Raw genomic sequence first — 17,624 nt, 5'->3', positions numbered from 1 at the left:
AGTCGTTCAGCCCCTCAGGCTTCTTCGTCGGGGAGGAGTGTGCGAAGCCGCTCGTCATCGGGACTGAGCGGACGCCAGCCGGGAGGCGGTGGATTCGCGAGGAGCGCATCTCCGACCTGCCTTGCTCGCTCCTCGTGCGTTTCTGGGGTGAAGCTAAGCCACAGGGCGATTGCCTTGGCGATGGTGAACCGGGTTTCACGGGTCATCACGGGCGGCCAACCGTTGGGAAGACTCTCGGACATCTCGCGAACGAACTGTCCGCGAACGAGGCGAGTGACCCGGTGGCCCCGCTCTGCTTCCTCAACCAGCCCGCTGAATAGCTGCGCCGCGCTCAAGTCATCCCCGCCAAGCTCTTCGGCCAACTCAACCAGCGAGGTGGTAGGGCGTGCCTCCGCGAAGGCGGTGAGCGAATCGTGACCGCGTTCGCGGACCCGCTCATACATGCGGGCCAGCCAGTTGCCCTGCCACGAGCGTCCCTCACTCATCGCCCTGTCCCGGGAGTGAAGTTCATCGGGAGGTTATAGCGCCGCATCTCGATTGCGACGATGTCCAGGACCTCATTCCGCGTCAACATCTCACCAAGCTTGAGCTCGGCGTCACGCAGCGCCTTCATGACCATCTGGTTCCATTCCCTGGGCCATGTTCGCCCCAGGCGCCAGTTGCCACCGCCGTGGATGGCCTGATGGTGTGCCTGCTCCAATCTGACGCAGAACTGGTCGATGTCCATGTCACCCGTGAAGCCACGCTGCTCGAACCACTCGCGGTGCTCCCGCGGCAGGACATGGTGCTTCGGTGCCTCGGACATGCCCGCACCCGCTCTACCAGTCTCATGCATGCCTCGCACCTCGGGGCCATCGCCCAGGGCATCGCGCACCCCTTGCGGCAGGTCCCCGTGCGCCTGCGCCATCATCATCCCACCCGCGTGGATGCGGATGGCGGCGCTGACAGCGGGAAGGGAGATGACACCCGCTTTCACGAGGCGGCGAACCATCTCCATCCACTCAGCGGAAACGACGAGCCGGGAACCCGCCATCACTCCGCCCGAGCCCATGACGAGGCCCACGCCGACCGTGGCGGGAGCGGCCGGCGGCAGCCGTGGCAGCGATAGCTTCAGCGTCGAGACCAGGGGGAGCATCTCGATGAATTGAGCTGTTGCCATGGCCTGCCCCCCGCGCTCGGTTGCCACGCGCACGCCTTCATGCATGGAAAGGAACTCGCGGCGGAGCTGCTCCATCACCTCGGCCATCACGCTCGCCGCGGCCTCGACCCTCTCCGGGTCCAGGGAGGCGAGCTCCACCAGGGTGGGCTCCATCGTCCGCTGCACGCGGCTCATGTCCATGAAGAGCCGTTCGGCGCTGTAGGCGGGACACTGCTGGAGCACTGCATCCGCGAGGGTGAGGAAATCGAACCACGCGGCGAGCAGCATGGTGCCGAACATGGAGGCCTGGAGCCGGGGCCCGGTGAGGCGGAGGAGGCCCAGTGCCATGTCCGTGTCAGCGACCTCCCGGGCAGCATCCGCCAGTGTGGTAGCGCCACCGAGCGCGCCGTGAAGCCAGGGAAGTTGCTGGGAGCCGTAGTCGACGTAGCGGTGGAAGACGCCGTTGGCCCCGCCGATACCCGCCCGATGCGCTGCGAGTCTGGGGAGCGAGCTGGCGATATCGGCCGTGGTGTCCTTCGCCTCTTTCACGGCATCAAGGACCGCCTGGCGGGCGAGTGCCGCGCTCTGCTGGCCACCCCCCACCGCTCCCGCCACGCGACGCGGGCCCGCTTCAGTCATGTCCGTCAGGGAACCCGGGCGGCGTAACAGCCGCTCACTCCTGGCGCTGTCAGCGGCGCGCGGTGTGTAACCCAGGCGCTGTTCCCGACCGGGCGACGGTGTCAGTGATGCACAGCCAGTGGCAAGGAGGGCCACGCTCAACAACAGGGCCTCAGCGCGCATGGTCCACTCCCAGCCCCACGGAAGCGAAGACGCCCGGGCGTAGCGTCCCGTCTCCTTGCGGGAACAGCAGCGTGCCGCCCATGCCGAGCGCGTAGACCTGTCCCCCGAGGAACCGCCAGCGCATCTCCGCCGCACCGAGGTAGCGCGCCCCGGGCCGCCCCATGCCCACGCCCAGCCCCCTGGCCACCACCTCCAGGCTGCGGCTGAAGAGCTGCACCACGACGCGCCCGTCCACGTCGAGGCGACCCCAGGTGAAGGCTTCCGCGCCCAGCGACAGCTTCAAGTGCTTCTGGAGTCCGCCATAGCCGACGGCATCCCAGCCCACCTCTGCCTCACCGGAAACGGAGTAGCCATCCGGAAAGGGCGCGTCAGCCACCGGCTCGCCGTCGGGGCCCGCTGCCCGGAAGCGCGCCAGCTCGTAGTCCGGGCCGAAGAAGCCCTGCCGGAAACCGCCATGCTGTCGGCGCACCTCCAATCGCAGCTTCATGTCCAGCGTGGAGGTCAACGCGTCGGCGCCCACGCCCGCGACCGCACCCCAGGCACCACCCTTGCCCGGTCGGCCACCCCAACCTGCTATCAGGTGCGCTTCAAAGTCCGGGCGCACCACCACCACTGCCGTTGCGTCCAGGTGCGCCAGCGTCACCGGGGGCGTGCGTCCTCCCGCCCTTCCCCAGTCATGCGCGGCGGACAGCGCCAGCGTGTAGCGCCCCGGCTCAGGGGGCTGGCCGAAGAGGACATGCTGCATGTCCAGCGCGACTTCCGCCCCCAGCAGCCGCGCGCCCAGCACGTCCGAAACGAAGGCCTGCATATAGAGGGGCCCCAGCGTGCCAGAGAGGAGTCCTCCCGCCGGGTGGTAGTCGGGATTGAGGCGGTTGGAGTAGCGACGCACGAGGTGCGCGGAAAGCAGGCTGTAGCTCTCCAATGCACCCAACCACAGGCGCAGAGGCGCTTCGCCCGAGCCCAGCTTGAAGCCACGAACCCACTGCCCCCAGTCGGAAAGGGTGTCCCAGTCCTCCTTCCGCACGAGCCCCGAGCTCTCGCCACCGCCCCAAAGCCGCAGCCGCACCGGGGCACCGATGTTGACGCCAAATCCGGAGCCGCCGTCGATGATGAGTGTGGGCTCGACCTGCACGAAGCCTTGAGCCGCGTCCACGCCCGCCCGTGGTAGCAGCGCCAGTGTCGTCCCTCCAGCCGCCTGAGGGAGTACCACCTGCGCGCAACGGCTTCCGGAGGCTTCGAAGCAGGGGCTTCCCGCGGCTCGGTGGTGGGAGATGGCTCGCCGGCCTCTTCCGTCCACGCGACTCCTGGCAACAGCATCAGTGCCAACGCGGCCCAGCGTCGTTTCAGTTGCATCGGTGTCTCCTGAAGGCGTCTTCGACAGGAGAGAAGACGCAGCCCTCCCGGCCGGCGCGGCATCGGCGCATCCAGGTCAGCAACGTTCACCGTCTACGTGGCGGTCGCTACATGCGACGCATGCTCGGAAGTGGCAGCGTCAAGGCAGATGGAAAGCTACCCGAGGCCCCATTCAAGCTGAAGGACGCGTCAGGTCCGGCCGTGTGCTGAACGTGGACCCTGAAACGCGGAACGGGACGCCGCGAGCTTCCGCGGCGTCCCGTCCCCACCTCACCCGCGCAAGGCGGGGCTCACGTCAGTTGTCGACGTTGAAGTTGAAGCGCTGGATGACGAAGTTGCCGACGGAGTCGTTCAGCCAGAGGTCCACGGTGTGCTCGCCGTCCACCAGCTCGCGCGTGTCGAGCTCGGCGGTCCACGTGCCGTCCGGCTGCAGCGTGCCGGAGCGGATGCCGGACATGTCGCGGCTGAAGCCCACGTTGCTCACCGGCCCGTAGTTGTCGGTGACGCGGGCGCGCAGGGTGATGGTGCCGCTGACCGTGCTCCCCACGCCGGGGCTGAGCAGCGTGGCCTGGGGCGCCGCCACGTCGTAGTTCACCCGGCGGGTGGTGGTCGTGGTGACGCCCGTCTCGCTCGTCACGGTGATGCTGAGCGTGTTGACGCCCGGCTGCAGCGCGGCCGTCGTCTGGACCTGGCCGCCGCCGCGGGGCAGCGACATCACCGGCCCGCCGTTGACGCGCACGTTGGTGGCGGAGAGCGTCTGCACGTTGATGGCGTACTGGAACGTATTGTTCGGCATCGGGCCGTAGAGCTGGCCGTCCGCGAAGTTGGTGCTCACCACCGGCGTGCCGGGGTCCGACCAGATGATGATGAACTTCTCGGTCACGTTGCCCGCGCTGTCCGTGGCGCGCACCATGATGCCCTGGTCGCCGTAGTTCACCGTCACGTTGTGGGTGACGGAGCCGTTGCCGAACTCGAGCAGCGACACGTTGGCCCACTGCGTCTCCACGCGCACCGGCGTCTGGTCCTGCACCGACGACGTCACCGCAATCACCGACGAGCCGATGGCCGCGCCATGCGCCGGCGACTGGATGGTGAGGATGGGGGCGACGCGGTCCACCGTGAGGTTGACCTGCTTGGTGGTGACGCCGCCGAAGCTGTCGCGCGCCGTCATGGTGATGATGTTCGGGCCTTCCACCAGGGTGATGGTGGTGAAGATGAGGCCGCCGTTGCCCGGCGTGAGGACGATGGGCGCGCCGCCATTCACGATGAAGGCCGCGTAGGTGACGTAGGCGCCGGGGGCGCGCGGCGTGGCGTAGCCCCAGATGTCCAGGGTCGTTTCACGGGTGAAGGCCGGCGGGTTGCCGATGGTGACCGACGGCGTCTCGTGGGGGAACGGGTCGATGATGAGCGTGCGCGAGGCGGTGCTGCCCAGCAGGTTGGCCAGGGGCGCCTGCAGCTCCACGCCGGAGTACACCGCGCGGTAGTCCTGCGTGCCCGTCACCGTCCAGCTGTCCACGGCGGGATTCCACGGGGTGGTGAACAGGCCGTCGCCGTCCGTGTCCTGGTCCGCGCCGACGGGCACGCCCGCGACGTAGAAGGTGACGACGCCGCGGCCCGGGCCGACGACGGGTGCGCCCGAGTCCGTCACGCGCGCGGACAGCGTGGCGCCCTGGCCGATGATGACGTGGGCGTTGGTGGCGGGCGTCTGGATGGTGGTGACGGTGGGACGGCCCGTCACGGGAGGCAGCGGCGGGGTGTACGCGTTGACGCGGGCCTGACCGGACACGCCCGGCGCGCCACCCGAGGCGGCGATGAGGGTGAACTCGTTGGTGAGCGCGGGGAACAGCATCGGCGGCGCGGTGACGGTGATGCTGACGGTGCCCTCGTCACCCGCGGCGAGGAACAGCGTGGGCTGGCTCACCACGGCGGACCACCCGGGCAGGCCGGCCGGGGGAACGCTCAGCGTGTACGTGTCCGCCTGGTAGCCGTGGTTCTTCACGCGGAACGTGAAGGTGGCCGTCTGCGGAGCATTGTGGTCGATGAGCAGCTCCTTCCGGTCCGAGCCCACCACGGAGACCTTCACGCTGAAGTCGCCGAAGCAGGACAGGCCCAGGGCCGCGAAGGTGGTGGGGATGTCGAACGTCGCGGAGCCGGTGCGCCAGCTGCCGTCGGCGGACTGGCGCGTCTTCAGCCACTCAATCGCGCTGCGCAGGCGCGGGTCCGTGGCGGGCTCGCGGCCAGCGAGGCACAGGCCGTAGATGGCGCTGCCGGTGGCGAAGTCGTTGGCGGCCTCGTTGGCCAGGTTGCCCCAGCCCGGGACGCCGGCGGTGGAGGCGCGGGCGCTGAGGCGGTCGGCCAGCGTGTTGATGGCGGCGGTGTTCTCTCCATTGAGGCCGGGGCCCGCGGCCTTCAGGCCGACGATGGTCCACGCCACCTGGAAGGTGTAGGGCATGCCGTTGCCGGTGGCGGAGGTGTCACCGTTGTTGAGGTTGGCGCGCAGGTAGCTGGCGGCCCGGTCCAGCGCCGCCTGGTACTGCGCGGCCTTCGCGGGGGCCTCGCGCTGCTTCGCCTGGGCCAGGCCCGTCATGAGGCGCGCGGTGGTGGGCACGCTGCCGTAGTCCACCGGGAAGAGGGCGTGGTCCGACGGCCACCGGCCGCTGACCTCCTGCGAGGTGAGCGCCCAGTTGGCCGCGGCGACGAGCCCCGCGCTGTACTGGGTGGAGACGTTCTGGTCGTACCCGGCCAGGCCGAAGGTGGAGAAGGACGTCTTCTCGTTGCGGAACGACGTGCCCTCGTGAAGCCACGAGCCGTTCGCCAGCTGGTCCGTCTTGAGGCGCTGGGCGAAGAGCTCCAGGTTCTGGGTGTTGGTGCGCCCGTTGGCGACGACGACGCCCATGTCGTAGCCGTTGGCCTTGGCGTTGGCCATGCCGTACACCACCGCGCCCTGGCGGTGGCAGGCCACGCAGTTGTTCTCGGCGGTCCAGTGCGCCACGTCCGCGCTGAGGAAGTTGATGGCGCGCTGCGTGGCCTGGGTGTTGGTCTGCGTCTGGGCGGACGCGGGAAGGGCGAGGACGGACACCACCAGCGCCACCAGTCCGAGCAGACCGGTGCGACGCGCGGCGGGCCGCGGTGAGGAATTGGGATGCATGACGCTCCAAGGGGACGGCGGGTGTCAGGAATTGACACCACGCGCCAATCCTCCGGAGCGGTCAGCAAGACGCAGCGCGGCCCTCGCGGGGGAGATGCGCTCTCCCTCCGACGGGTGCTGTCTCTGCGAAATGGAAGGACGTCCCCCTCAGTTCAGCGCGTGGCTGCGGAATACTCTAGATTCACTGGAAGTGTCCAGTAGCCGGCTTTCGGACACTTCCCTGTATGCCTGGGGGTTGGGATTGACCCCGGTATTCCGAGACGCGTCTGTGACAGGGACTGGGGCGGGCTTTCAGCCTCCGACGATGTCGAGCTGCTGGCCGACGCCGCGCTTCAGGGCGACGTCGTAGAGGGCGCGGGCGAGGGCCACGTCCTGGAGCGCGAGGCCGGTGGAGTCGAAGACGGTGATTTCGTCCCCGGAGCGGCCGGGTTTCCTGCCGGCGACGACTTCTCCGAGGGTGCCGGCAATCTGCTCCTCCTTGAAGAGGCCATCGTGGAGGGGGACGTTGACCTCGCCGGAGTGGGTGGCCTGCTCGGTGTCGTCGATGAAGACGCGGCCGTCGGTGAGGATGCGCGCGTCCAGCTCCTGCTTGCCGGGGGCGTCGGCGCCCATGGCGTTGATGTGGGTGCCGGGGCGGATCCACTCGCGCTTCACGATGGGGGCGCGCACGGGGGTGGAGGTGCAGACGATGTCGGCGCCGCAGGCCTCCTGGAGGCTGACGATGCGGCCGCCCTTCTCGGCCTGGAGGGCCTTGGCGGCGGCCTCGGACGCGTCCGCGAGGAGCAACTCCAGCTCGCCGTAGATGGCGCGGTGGGCGTCGATGAAGACGCGGGCCTGCACGCCGCAGCCGACGAGGCCGAGGGTGCGCGGGGCCTTCTTCGCGAGGAACTTGGACGCGACGCCGCCCGCGGCGCCGGTGCGCCAGGCGGTGAGCAGGGTGCCGTCGAGGATGGCGAGCGGGGAGGCGGTGTCCGGGTCGCTGAGGATGTAGAGGGCGCGGACGGTGGGGAGGTTGTGCTTCTCGGGGTTGCGCGGATGGGCGTTGACCCACTTCACGCCGGCGGAGCCGTCGAGGAACGCGGGCATGGCGCGGAAGTCGCCGTCGTACTTCGGCAGGGAGAGGTAGACCTTGGGAGGCATGAGCGCCTCGCCGAGGCCGTGGGCGCGGAAGGCGCGCTCGACGGCGGAGAGGCCGAGCTCGACGGTGTAGAGGCTGCGCAGGTCCTTCGCACTGAGGATGAGGGTGGACATGGCGCGGCTATATAGCGTGCGCGCTGGGGCTGGAGAGGCCCGGATGCGCCGTGTCCGGTTCACCGCTGTTCATCCGGACGCGTATCCGCTTCGGCCGGGGCGGTCTTCGACGGGCAGAGTGCGCTCCAGTACGCTCGGCAGTGGAGGCCCCATCCACCCGTGAGTGAGCAATACGAAGCAGAGCTGCGCCATGCGCTCGCGGAAGGCGTGCTGTCCCGCGACGAGGTGGAGGCCCTGCGTACGGAGGCCGCGCGCAGGGGACTGGGCCCGCTGGAGTTGCTGCGGGAACAGGGCCGCATCTCCGAGGACTCGCTCATCCTGCTGCGCCACGAAGCCCGGGCGGATGCAAGCAAGGCCTCTGGAACCGTGGGCGCGGACACGCTCGCGCCCGCCGCCGGCCCACCCATGCCGTGCGCGGTAGGCGCTGCGGAACTTCGCACTGACGACACGCAGGCTCCGGGTATCGCCGCCGTGAAGCCCGCGTCACGCTCGGATCCACGCTCTAGCGACACGCTTCCTCCAGGCACCGCCGCGGTGAGCCCCGCGCCCCCACCCGCCGCGACCACCGGCCGAGAGCCCGAGGCCGCCCTCCGCGCCGACGAACCCGCGTTCCCCGTCCCCGGCTGGGACCGCTACCAACCCGTGCGCTTCCTCGGGCAGGGAGGCATGGGGCGCGTGTTCCTCGCGTGGGATCCGCGCCTGCGCCGCCACGTCGCGCTCAAGTTCGTCCGCGACGATGACGCCGAGCTCTCCCGCCGCTTCGTCTCCGAGGCCCGCGCCCAGGCCCGCGTGGACCACGCACACGTGTGCCGCGTGTACGAGGTCGGCGAAGTCCAGGGCCGCGTCTACATCGCCATGCAGTACGTGGACGGGCAGCCGCTCAACGTGCTCGTGGGCGCGCTCACCGTGGAGCAGAAGGCCATGCTCCTCCGCGACGCCGCCGAGGGTGTCCACGCCGCCCACCGCGCGGGCCTCATCCACCGCGACCTCAAGCCCTCCAACGTCCTCGTCGAGCGCAGCCCCGAAGGTGGCCTCAAGCCCTACGTCATGGACTTCGGCCTCGCCCGCGACTGGAAGGACGGCGCCACCGCCACCGGCACGGTGCTCGGCACGCCGCACTACATGTCCCCCGAGCAGGCCCGGGGTGAAGTCACGCGGCTGGACCGCCGTGCCGACGTCTACAGCCTTGGCGCCACCCTCTACGCGCTGCTCACCGGACAATCTCCTGTCCCCGGCGACAACGGATTGGAGGTGCTCAGCAACATCGCCACCGCCGAGCCCCGCCCGCCGCGCGCGCTCGACAGGGACATCCCCGCGGACCTGGAGGCCATCACCCTCAAGTGCCTGGAGAAGGACCGCTCCGCCCGCTACGGCTCCGCGCGCGAGCTGGCCGAGGACCTGGGCCGCTTCCTCGACGGCGCGCCCGTCCTCGCGCGCACCGGCCCCGGCTACCGCGCGCGCAAGTGGCTGCGCAGGCACCGCCGCGCCGTGGCCACCGCGTCCGTCGCGCTGCTCGCCGTGTCGCTCGCGCTGGGGCAGGCCGTGCTCGCCCGCCGTGAAGTCACACAGCGCGAGGCGCTGGCCCGCCGCTTCACGGAGGGCGTGGAGCGAATCGAAGCGCAGGCCCGCTACTCCGGCACCGCGCCGCTGCACGACACGCGCGCCGACCGCGAGGCCCTCCGCGCGCGGATGCGCGACATCGAGTCCGCCATGCGCGACGCGGGCCCCGTGGCGGAAGGGCCGGGGCACTACGCGCTGGGACGCGGCTTCCTCGCGCTCGGAGACGAGGCCCGCGCCCGAGAGCACCTGGAGGCCGCATGGGCGCGGGGCTACCAGGAGCCGCGCGTGGCGTACGCGCTGGCGCTCGTCTTCGGCCACCTCTACCAGGCGCAGCGGTTGGAGGCGGAGCGGCTGCGGGACGCCGCGCGTCGCGAGGCCCGCCTGCGCGAGGTGGAGGCCCGCTACCGCGCTCCCACGCTGGACTTCCTCCGTCGCAGCGAGGGCGCGGAGGTGCCCGCCCCCGAGTACGTCGAGGCTCTGCGCGCCTCGCACGAGGACCGCCCCGACGACGCGCTCGCGAAACTGGCCGCGCTCGGCACGCGGCTGCCAGGGTTCCACGAGGCGCCGCTGTTGCGCGGTGACATCCACCTCGCGCGGGCCCTGCGGCGCTGGAACGCGGGAGACCGCGAGGGCGCGCGCGTCGACTTCGACGCCGGTCGCCGCGCCTATGCCGAGGCCGCGGACATCGGCCGCAGCGTGCCCGCCGTCCACCGGGCGCTGACGCTGCTCGAGTACGAGTCGCTCGTCGTGGAGGTGTACGGGCAGGGCGACGTGCTGCCTCCGTACACGCGCGGCGTGGAGGCGGTGGGACGCGCGCTCACGGCGGCTCGCGACGATGCGATGAGCCACGTGCTGGAGTCCGCGCTCCACCGCCGCCTCGCCGAGCAGCACTCCCGGCAGGGCAAGGAGGTGGAGCCCCTGTTGGACAAGGCGCTGGCGGCGGCACGGGAGGCCGTGTTGCTCGCACCGACGGAGCCGAAGGCGCTGACGGAACTGGCGCTGGACTCGTGGCAGCGCGCCAACTACCGCCAGGAGCAGGGGCAGGACGTGCGCGAATTGCTCCGCGAAGCCGTCGCCACCTTCGAGCGCATTCCCACGGAAGCGCGCGACTTCGACTTCCACATCAACCTGGGTCTCGTCTTCAAGGTGTGGGCCGACTCCGAGGACGGCGCGGGCGGAGACGCGCTCCCGTACCGAGACCGCAGCGTGGACGCCTTCCGCACCGCCGTGGACCTGGACGCGCGCCGCGCCGAGGCGTGGACCAACCTGGGGCAGGCGTACGTGTCCCGTGCCTCGCACCCGCGCGCGCAGGACGCGGACGGCGACCTGGCCCGCGCAGCGGAGGCGATGGAGCGCGCGTGCACCCTCAACCCGAGCCTCCTCGCCTCCTGGTTCTACGCGGGCGAGGTGTACGAGGCGCGGGCCCGGCGCCTGCGGGACTCGGGAAGGGACGCGGAGCCGGAGTGGGCGCGAGCCCTGGAGGCCTACCGCCGGGGCGTCTCCATCAACGCGAAGCTGCCGCCGCTGCACAACGGCGTGGGCACCATCCTCTTCGAGCAGGCGAAGGACGCCTGGGACCGGGGCGACGACGCGCAGTCCCTGCTGCGCCAGTCCGTGGAGGCCTTCGAGCAGGCCATCGCCGTGGCACCTGGCCAGGGCTTCGCCCACAACAACCTCGGCGAGGTCCACGCGTGGCACGCGGAAGTCCTGCTCGCTGGCACCGACTCTCCGCTGCCCGCCGTGCGCGCGGCGGAGGCGGCGCTCCAGCGGGCCGTGACGCTGCTGCCGGACGTGCCACAGCCGTGGATGTGGCTGGGCGCGGTGCACCGGGTGGAGGCAGCCCACGCGCTGCGACGCGATGCCGACACGGCTCGCCCCCTGAAGCAGGCGACAGAGGCGCTGCGCCGTGCGCTCGCGCTCAACCCGGGGCTGGCCCAGGCGTGGCTGCTGCTGGGCGAGACGCAGGCCGTGGAGGCGCACGCGCGGGCGTGCAAGGGGCAGGGCCGCGACGAGGACTTCGACGCCGCGGCCCGGTCCTTCCAGAAGGCCGTGGACCTGGAGCCCGCGCGTCCGGAGTCACGCACGGCCTTCGCCCGGTTCTGCCTCACGTGGAGCGAGTGGCGCTCGCGTGCCGGCAAGGACGCGACGCCCGCGCTGGAGCGGGGCCTGACCCTGGCGGAGGCGGCGGTGGCGGCGCGGCCCACGTGGGCGGAGGCGCTGGCCGTGCGCGGTGCCCTGCTGGCCGAGCGGGTGAAGCTGCCCGACGCGGCGGCGCCCCGCCGTCAGGAGCAGTGGCGCGTGGCCCGTGAGGAGCTCACGCGCGTGCTGTCGGGGGACGACGCACGGAAGCGGGTCCTGGCGCGAGAGCAGGCCCGCCTGACGCGCGCTACCCCGAGGTGACGACGCTGAGGTTGCCCTTGATGGTGTCGGTGACGCCCTCGCCCTCACCGGTGCTCGTCAGGTTGTTACAGCCGCTGGTGCAGTTGCCGCCCTTCTGCTGGCAGACGCCGAGCTTGTAGTCGCCATCCGCGGGCGCGCCGATGTCCACCTTCCCCCCGGAGGCCGACACGCTCTTCGGCGTCACGGCGTTCTTGCCCTCGGAATCGACGATGACGACGCAGGCCGTGTACGACAGGTCGTTCGTCAGGGTCAGCGTGCCGGCGTTGCACAGCCGCCAATCGGAGCCGGGCGACGGGTCGAACTTCTTCTTCCCCGAGTCGTCCAGCTTCACGGTGATGGGCAGGCTGCTACTGCAGAGCCCCCCGTCCCGTGCTCCAGCGCCCGGGGATTCCAGGGTGACGGTCTCCGGCTCGCCGGCCTCCGCGCCCTTCGAGCGCGTCGCGCAGGCGCTTCCCCAGACCACTGCCACCACTGCCACCACGGCGTATCGCTTGTGCATGTCGGTTCCCTCCCGTTTCACGACGCGGCGCCAGCGTACAGGGCCCGGCATGAGCCCCGCGCGAAAGTCGTGCGACCCGTCCGGTGCACCCGCGTCCGGGATGTGTCCGTGCACTTCCCGCGCCGTCCACGCACCGGATGGTTCGTTGATTGCGGCGAGAGTGGGGGATAGGGAAGGGCGGACATGGCCTCTTCCCTGAACCGGACCTTCAACTGTCCCGTCGAGCTCGCGCTGGAGGTGCTCGGGGGCAAGTGGAAGGTCGTGATGCTCGCGCGGCTGAAGGAAGCGCCGCTGCGGTACGCGGAGCTGCGGCGGCTGACACCGCGCATGAGCGAGAAGATGCTCACCCAGCGGCTGCGCGAGCTGGAGGAGCAGGGGCTCATCCAGCGCGTCACCCGGCCCGGCGCGGGGAAGCAGGTCTTCTACACGCTGACACCCCGGGGCGAGTCCGCGCGCCCCACGCTCCAGGCGCTCTACGACTGGGGCCTGCGCCTGGCGGACGAAGTCGGCGCCCGCATCGAAGCACCCCGACCGGCAGCCCGGAGGAACACCGCATGATTGTCGAATACATCCGCTACACCATTCCCGAGTCCGACGCGGAAGCGTTCATCGCCAGCTACACCCGCGCGCAGGGCGCGCTCCTCGAGTCGTCCCACTGCCTGGGCTGGGAGCTGTCGCGCTGCACGGAGGACGCCACGCGCTTCATCCTCCGCATCCAGTGGGACTCGGCCGAGGGCCACATGCAGGGCTTCCGCAAGAGCCCGGAGTTCACGCGCTTCTTCGCGGAGATTCGCCCCTACATCGGCCGCATCGAGGAGATGCGCCACTACGCGCTCACGCCTGTCGCCGGTGTGAAGCGCTGACGGGGACGCGTCATGTGTTCCGCGGCGTGAGGCCCAGCTCCTTCAAGCGCCGGCCCAGCGCGCGGCGGGACACCTCCAGCCGGCGCACCATGGCGTCCAGGTCGCCGTCGCACTCCTGGAAGCAGCGGGTGATTTCCTCCGTGCTCAAGTCCCCGGCGGTGCGCAGGTTCGGGCTCTTGTCGATGAGGTCGTACAGCGAGGGCCTCGCAATCCCGAGCGCCTCCGCCGTGGCCTTGAGGTCCCAGTCGTTCTCCCGCAGCGCGGTGAGCAACTCCTGCTCGGTGAGCTGCGACGCCTTCCGTCGCGGCGCGGTCTTCTCGGGGGCGGGCTCGGAGGAGGCCGCCCCGGGGCTCGGGGACAGCGCCACCCTGTCCGCCAGTGGCGCCATGACGGGCGTCGGTGCGCCGCCGGACAGCGCATTGGCCGGAGCCTTCCGGGCCGCGGCCTCCAGCTCCTGCTCCAGCCGGGGCTCCACCAGCAGCCGAGGCTGACCCCGGCTGCCGATGACGAGCTGCCGCGCCAGGTTGCGAAGCTGGCGGATGTTGCCGGGCCACGCGAAGCGCACCAGTCGCACCGCGAGCGGCGCGGGCAGCCACGGCTCCGCGTACGCGTCGTCGTTGTCCAGCCGGTGCGCCTCGCCAATCGCCTCCAGCTCCTCGCGGGCGAAGTGGAGGAACAGCCGGCCGATGTCCTCGCGCCGCTCGCGCAGTGGCGGCACGTGGATGTCATAGCCGGCGAGCCGGTGCAGCAGCGGCGCCTTGAAGCGGCCGTCGCGAATCTGCTCCTCCAGGTTCGCATCCGTGGCGGCGAGCAGGCGCACGTCCACGGTGACGGGGGTGCTGCCGCCGACGGGGTACAGCTCGCCCGTCTCCAGCACGCGCAGCAGCATCACCTGCACCTCGGGCGGAGCCTCGCCCACCTCGTCGAGGAACAGCGTGCCGCCGTGCGCGGCGCGGAAGAAACCGTCGCGGCCCTGGGTGGCGCCCGTGTACGCGCCCTTCTGCGTGCCGAACAGCTCGGCGGCGGCCAGCTCCTTGGGGATGGCGCCCAGGTTGACGCTGAGGAACGTCCCGTCCCGGCGCTGGCTGCGCTGGTGGATGGCCTGGGCCACGCGCTCCTTGCCCGTGCCCGTCTCGCCGCGAATCAGCACCGGCACGTCCAGGTCCGCCACGCGCTCGATGTGCCGGCGCAGCCGCCGCACGCCGGTGCTCTCGCCCACCATGCCCAGCGTGTCGGCGGCGGGCGCTTCCTCGGTGAGGTCCGTCAGGTGCAGCAGCACCACCACGTGCCCGCCCAGCTCCAGCGGCACACCGTCGGTCAGCTCCTCGCGGGACAGCTCCCACGTCCCCTGCATCGGCGTGCCGGCGATGCTCACCTGCGTGCCGCCGTCGCTGTTGGTCAGCCGCACGCTGCCGGGCAGCGAGCCCGGGCCCAGGTGCAGCGGCTTGCGGCTGACGAACGGGTCCAGCAGCGGCTCGCCGAGCGCGGAGCCGGGACGCGTGAAGTCCGGGCCATTGCGAGACAGCTCCACGCCCCTGCCGGCGGTGAGGGCGTCGAGCAGCACCTGCTCGCCGACACGCCGGGACAGGGGATGCGACACGACGGTCAGCGCCGGGACGGTGCGGGGCTCCTTCGAGCCACCACTCCGTTGCGGGCGGGCGGCGGTGGAGACATCGGCGAGCGAGCGGGACATGGGGGCCTCGGGGCCAGGCGGCTCACTCTACTCCAGCACCGAGCGCAGGCCCGGTGGCGCTCAGGAGATGAACCACGCGGCCGACACGTTCCAGCCGTCCAGCGAGCCGCTCTCCTGCGCGGACAGGCCGCCCTCGGTCTGCCAGGTGACGCTGTTCTTGCCGACGGAGGGGATGGCCCACTCCAGGGTGAACGTCGCGCCGTTCGCCGCCTGGTAGACGACGTAGCCGTTGGCGGCGTTGGAGAAGTCTCCCGGGCTGACGAACTGCCCGGACTGGCCGGCCGCGATGGTGCCCGGCGGAGACTGCACCCACGGCAGGGCCGTGGCCGACCTCACGAGGGTGAGGACCCCCGAGGTCTGGTTCATGAGCGTGGCCTTGAGGCTCTCCGTCGTCTGCGGCGAGGGCTGCTCGTTCGTGGGCTTGGGGACGGACACGGTGGGCATGACACGGCTCCTTCTCGCCGGGAGGCGGAGGTGGGTGGGAGCGCGTCGGGAGCCGCGAGGCCCTTCGTTCGCGCCTGCCCTTCTCCCAGTGCAGCGCATGTGCCATGGCCCGCCGCCGCGCCTCCTCCTCTGGCGCCGCGTGCCTCCGTCCGTCCCGCCAATGTCGAAAGCATGCGTGCGACGTGTCGGAAGCCGCGTGCCGACATGTCGGAAGCGCTACCTGCGCACCCTGGGCCGGAGGACTTCGTAGACGGGCACGGCGGTGAGGCTGGCGCGGTCGGCCTTCACCAGCCGGCGCTGCTCGAGCCGGCGCAGCGCAGCCTGCACCGCGCTCCAGGACAGGCAGCCCTGGGGACCTGTCTGAAGTTCAAGGAACCGGACGGCAACCCGTTCGTCCTCTCGTCGCGCTGAAGCGAAGCTACTCGGCGCAGGGGAAGGACGTGTCCAGCGTCTTGCTGTCCTTGATGCCGGGCCCCGTCAGCGTGACGGTGAGCTTCACCTTCGAGGCGCACGCGTAGGGAATCAGGAAGGGCACCTGGGTGACGCCCTTCTCCGCGAGCGAGTGCAGTTCGCGCGTCTGCGTCACCTTGAAGCCGGGGCTCTCCCCGGCCTCGGAGGACTCCTTCGGCGCGGTGGCCTGGAGCTTGAGCTTCAGCGGCGCGCTCCCGTCGTGGGTGCCCTGCAGCATCACGACGATGAAGGCATCCACGTTCATCCCGTACGGGTCGGACGCGGAGTCCATGTCCACGACGGCGCCCTGCTGCCGGTCATAGACCTGTGCATGGATGTCGATGATGGAGACACGCGGCTCGGCGGGCTTCGAGGCGGCGGGAGCGCTCCCTGCGGCGGGGGCGAGGAGCAGGGAGCAGCCCAGGGCAAAGGCGCGCAGGTGGAGTCGAGCGGTCATGCCCGCAGTGTAGCGCTACCGGCGAGCCTTCTTCGCGGGCTGTGCATCCACCCACTTGGAGAGGACGTCCGCGTGGCAGGGGCCGGGCTTGCAGAAGCAGCCCAGGCGCTTGCCACGCAGGCCCAGCACGGCGGCGCGGTAGTCCGCGTCGTGCTTCGCGCGCAGCTCCAAGTACCAGCGGAAGGACTCGAAGGCGTCCGCGTCGGGGCCCATGCGGTGCAGGGCCTCCTCGCGGATGCGTGCCTGTTCGTCCTCCGGCAGCGCGGCGAGCCACGGGGCGAAGTAGGTGCGGAACATCGCGCCCGGAGTGCGCACGCCTCCGGGCTTGAAGGGATTGCCGAAGCGGCCGGGCACCGGGTTGATGGGGCTCGGCTTCGCGTAGGCGCGGAAGGCCCGGCCCACGTACACGTCACAGCCGTCGTGCACGTGGACCGCGATGGTGCGCTGTGTCCCGCTCATTCCCAGGGCTTCCTCGCGCCTACTTCTTGCGCTTCTTGCCGGAGGCCGGCACGGCGGCCGGGCTGGCGGCCTGCTCGGCGGCGACCTTCAGCTCGTCGCGCTCCTTCGTCAGCGACGCGACTTCACCCTCCAGCTCGGTGACCTTTTCCTGGAGCGCCTTGTTCTCCGCGCGCAGCGAGTCCGCGTCCTTGCGCGCCGTGTTCGCCTCGATGCGGGCCTTGTTCAGCTCGCGCGAGGAACCGCACCCGACGAGGGGAACCACCGCCAGCGCCACCACAGCCATCCATGCCTTCATTTGGTTTGTGCTCCTGGTTGTCTCGGGCCCACGGTGCCTCGGCCCGGAAGTCTTGCGTCACTCAGTGACGGGAGTGACCTGGTCAGCCACGGTACTCGTGAATCCACACGGATTCGAGTCCCCACGTGAAGAGCATCCGGTGGCGGGAGAGGACGGTGAATCCTTGGCACTCCACCGGTCGCGTCACGGTGAGGATGCGCGTGCCGGGGCGGCAGGTGCGCAAGCGCTCCACGAGTCGGGCGCGCGTCTCCGGGGTGAGGGCCGTCCAGTTGGTGAAGACGTGGGTGGCGTCCTGCAGGTCCGCGAGCGTCGCGTCACCGACGACGAGCTGTGCGCCCGCGCGCTGCAGCGGCCCGGCGGCGAGGGCGACATGGCCCGGGAGCAGCTCCACACCGCGAGCCTGCGCACCCAGCCACCGAGCGGCGAGCAGCGTGCGCCCGCGCCCCGCGCCCAGGTCCACCAGGAGGCCGTCCTTCCCGAGCCCGGCCTTGCGGAAAAGCGACAGCGCGGTGTGCACGGGCGTCTCGCCGTACATCAGCTCGTTGAAGGTCTGCCCGCTGGCCTGGAGCAGGCGCGTCAGCTCGAAGGAGCGGCGCACCCGGTAGGGAGACACGAGCGCCTCGCGCAGCCACAGGCCCAGGTAGGGCCCGAGCAGCCGGGGACGCCATATCAGCACCGCGAGGTCCCCGAGCCGCGTGAGCAGCTCGAGGACCATGGACCACAGGCGGATGAGGATGAGCCGGGGCAGGGACACGGCGAAGTCGTCGTCGTGAGGCGCCTTCACCGGCGGGCTGGAGGGCTCCTGGGCCATGG

At 70.9% G+C, this 17,624-nt stretch carries 14 protein-coding genes and 1 pseudogene; 3 read left to right on the top strand and 12 right to left on the bottom strand.

What is annotated here, in order from left to right; translation table 11 throughout:
* Positions 1-14: 14 nt before the first annotated feature.
* The 5 genes and pseudogenes from ACX9TP_RS48640 to ACX9TP_RS48620 all read right to left on the bottom strand — a co-directional run bounded on the left by ACX9TP_RS48640 (position 15) and on the right by ACX9TP_RS48620 (position 7,691).
* On the bottom strand, positions 15-485 hold the full coding sequence (locus tag ACX9TP_RS48640) for an NUDIX hydrolase (protein ID WP_482977575.1): 471 nt from the start codon (positions 483-485) through the stop codon (positions 15-17).
* Positions 482-1,939, bottom strand: coding sequence for a DUF2380 domain-containing protein (locus ACX9TP_RS48635; protein ID WP_482977574.1), 1,458 nt, complete (start codon positions 1,937-1,939; stop codon positions 482-484). Before ACX9TP_RS48635 ends, ACX9TP_RS48640 begins: the two co-directional genes overlap by 4 nt.
* Positions 1,929-3,292 (bottom strand): annotated as a pseudogene (locus ACX9TP_RS48630) (hypothetical protein). Before ACX9TP_RS48630 ends, ACX9TP_RS48635 begins: the two are co-directional and overlap by 11 nt.
* A gap of 295 nt (positions 3,293-3,587) precedes the next feature.
* Positions 3,588-6,440, bottom strand: a complete 2,853-nt coding sequence (locus ACX9TP_RS48625) for an Ig-like domain-containing protein (RefSeq protein ID WP_482977573.1) — start codon at positions 6,438-6,440, stop codon at positions 3,588-3,590.
* A gap of 291 nt (positions 6,441-6,731) precedes the next feature.
* Positions 6,732-7,691 (bottom strand): ornithine cyclodeaminase family protein, encoded by a 960-nt coding sequence (locus ACX9TP_RS48620; RefSeq protein WP_482977572.1) that lies wholly within the window; start codon positions 7,689-7,691, stop codon positions 6,732-6,734.
* Positions 7,692-7,850: 159 nt separating this feature from the next.
* On the opposite strand from ACX9TP_RS48620, the gene ACX9TP_RS48615 reads away from it, so the two are divergent.
* Entirely contained in the window at positions 7,851-11,651 is a 3,801-nt protein-coding gene (locus tag ACX9TP_RS48615) for a protein kinase domain-containing protein (protein WP_482977571.1), read from the top strand.
* Here ACX9TP_RS48615 and ACX9TP_RS48610 read toward each other — a convergent pair.
* Positions 11,638-12,150 carry a hypothetical protein gene (locus ACX9TP_RS48610; RefSeq protein WP_482977570.1) on the bottom strand — a complete coding sequence of 171 codons (513 nt, stop codon included), beginning with the start codon at positions 12,148-12,150 and terminating at the stop codon, positions 11,638-11,640. The two genes, ACX9TP_RS48615 and ACX9TP_RS48610, sit on opposite strands and share 14 nt — an antisense overlap.
* A 183-nt stretch (positions 12,151-12,333) precedes the next feature.
* Here ACX9TP_RS48610 and ACX9TP_RS48605 point away from each other — a divergent pair, with 183 nt between their 5' ends.
* Together ACX9TP_RS48605 and ACX9TP_RS48600 are read left to right on the top strand one after the other, a co-directional pair.
* Entirely contained in the window at positions 12,334-12,708 is a 375-nt protein-coding gene (locus ACX9TP_RS48605; protein ID WP_482977569.1) for a winged helix-turn-helix transcriptional regulator, read from the top strand.
* Positions 12,705-13,013, top strand: coding sequence for a putative quinol monooxygenase (locus ACX9TP_RS48600; RefSeq protein WP_482977568.1), 309 nt, complete (start codon positions 12,705-12,707; stop codon positions 13,011-13,013). The genes ACX9TP_RS48605 and ACX9TP_RS48600 overlap by 4 nt, the downstream gene beginning before the upstream one ends.
* Positions 13,014-13,023: 10 nt before the next feature.
* Here ACX9TP_RS48600 and ACX9TP_RS48595 read toward each other — a convergent pair whose 3' ends face one another.
* The 6 genes from ACX9TP_RS48595 to ACX9TP_RS48570 form a co-directional block, all read right to left on the bottom strand.
* The gene (locus tag ACX9TP_RS48595; RefSeq protein WP_482977567.1) at positions 13,024-14,706 is read right to left on the bottom strand and encodes a sigma 54-interacting transcriptional regulator; all 1,683 of its coding nucleotides are present in this window, start codon (positions 14,704-14,706) and stop codon (positions 13,024-13,026) included.
* Positions 14,707-14,766: 60 nt separating this feature from the next.
* Positions 14,767-15,150: a hypothetical protein gene (locus ACX9TP_RS48590; RefSeq protein WP_482977566.1), complete on the bottom strand. Its 384-nt coding sequence runs from the start codon at positions 15,148-15,150 to the stop codon at positions 14,767-14,769.
* A 418-nt stretch (positions 15,151-15,568) separates the two neighbouring features.
* Positions 15,569-16,057 (bottom strand): hypothetical protein, encoded by a 489-nt coding sequence (locus ACX9TP_RS48585; RefSeq protein WP_482977565.1) that lies wholly within the window; start codon positions 16,055-16,057, stop codon positions 15,569-15,571.
* A 15-nt stretch (positions 16,058-16,072) separates the two neighbouring features.
* Positions 16,073-16,516 carry a DUF4326 domain-containing protein gene (locus ACX9TP_RS48580; RefSeq protein WP_482977564.1) on the bottom strand — a complete coding sequence of 148 codons (444 nt, stop codon included), beginning with the start codon at positions 16,514-16,516 and terminating at the stop codon, positions 16,073-16,075.
* Between the two features lie 19 nt (positions 16,517-16,535).
* Positions 16,536-16,811 (bottom strand): hypothetical protein, encoded by a 276-nt coding sequence (locus tag ACX9TP_RS48575; RefSeq protein ID WP_482977563.1) that lies wholly within the window; start codon positions 16,809-16,811, stop codon positions 16,536-16,538.
* An 82-nt stretch (positions 16,812-16,893) separates the two neighbouring features.
* Positions 16,894-17,622: a class I SAM-dependent methyltransferase gene (locus tag ACX9TP_RS48570; protein WP_482977562.1), complete on the bottom strand. Its 729-nt coding sequence runs from the start codon at positions 17,620-17,622 to the stop codon at positions 16,894-16,896.
* Positions 17,623-17,624 lie beyond the last annotated feature (2 nt).

The sequence above is a fragment of the Pyxidicoccus sp. M15 genome, assembly GCF_056858435.1.
Note: the sequence above shows the minus strand (reverse complement) of the source record. Positions and strands in the feature narration are given on the sequence as shown.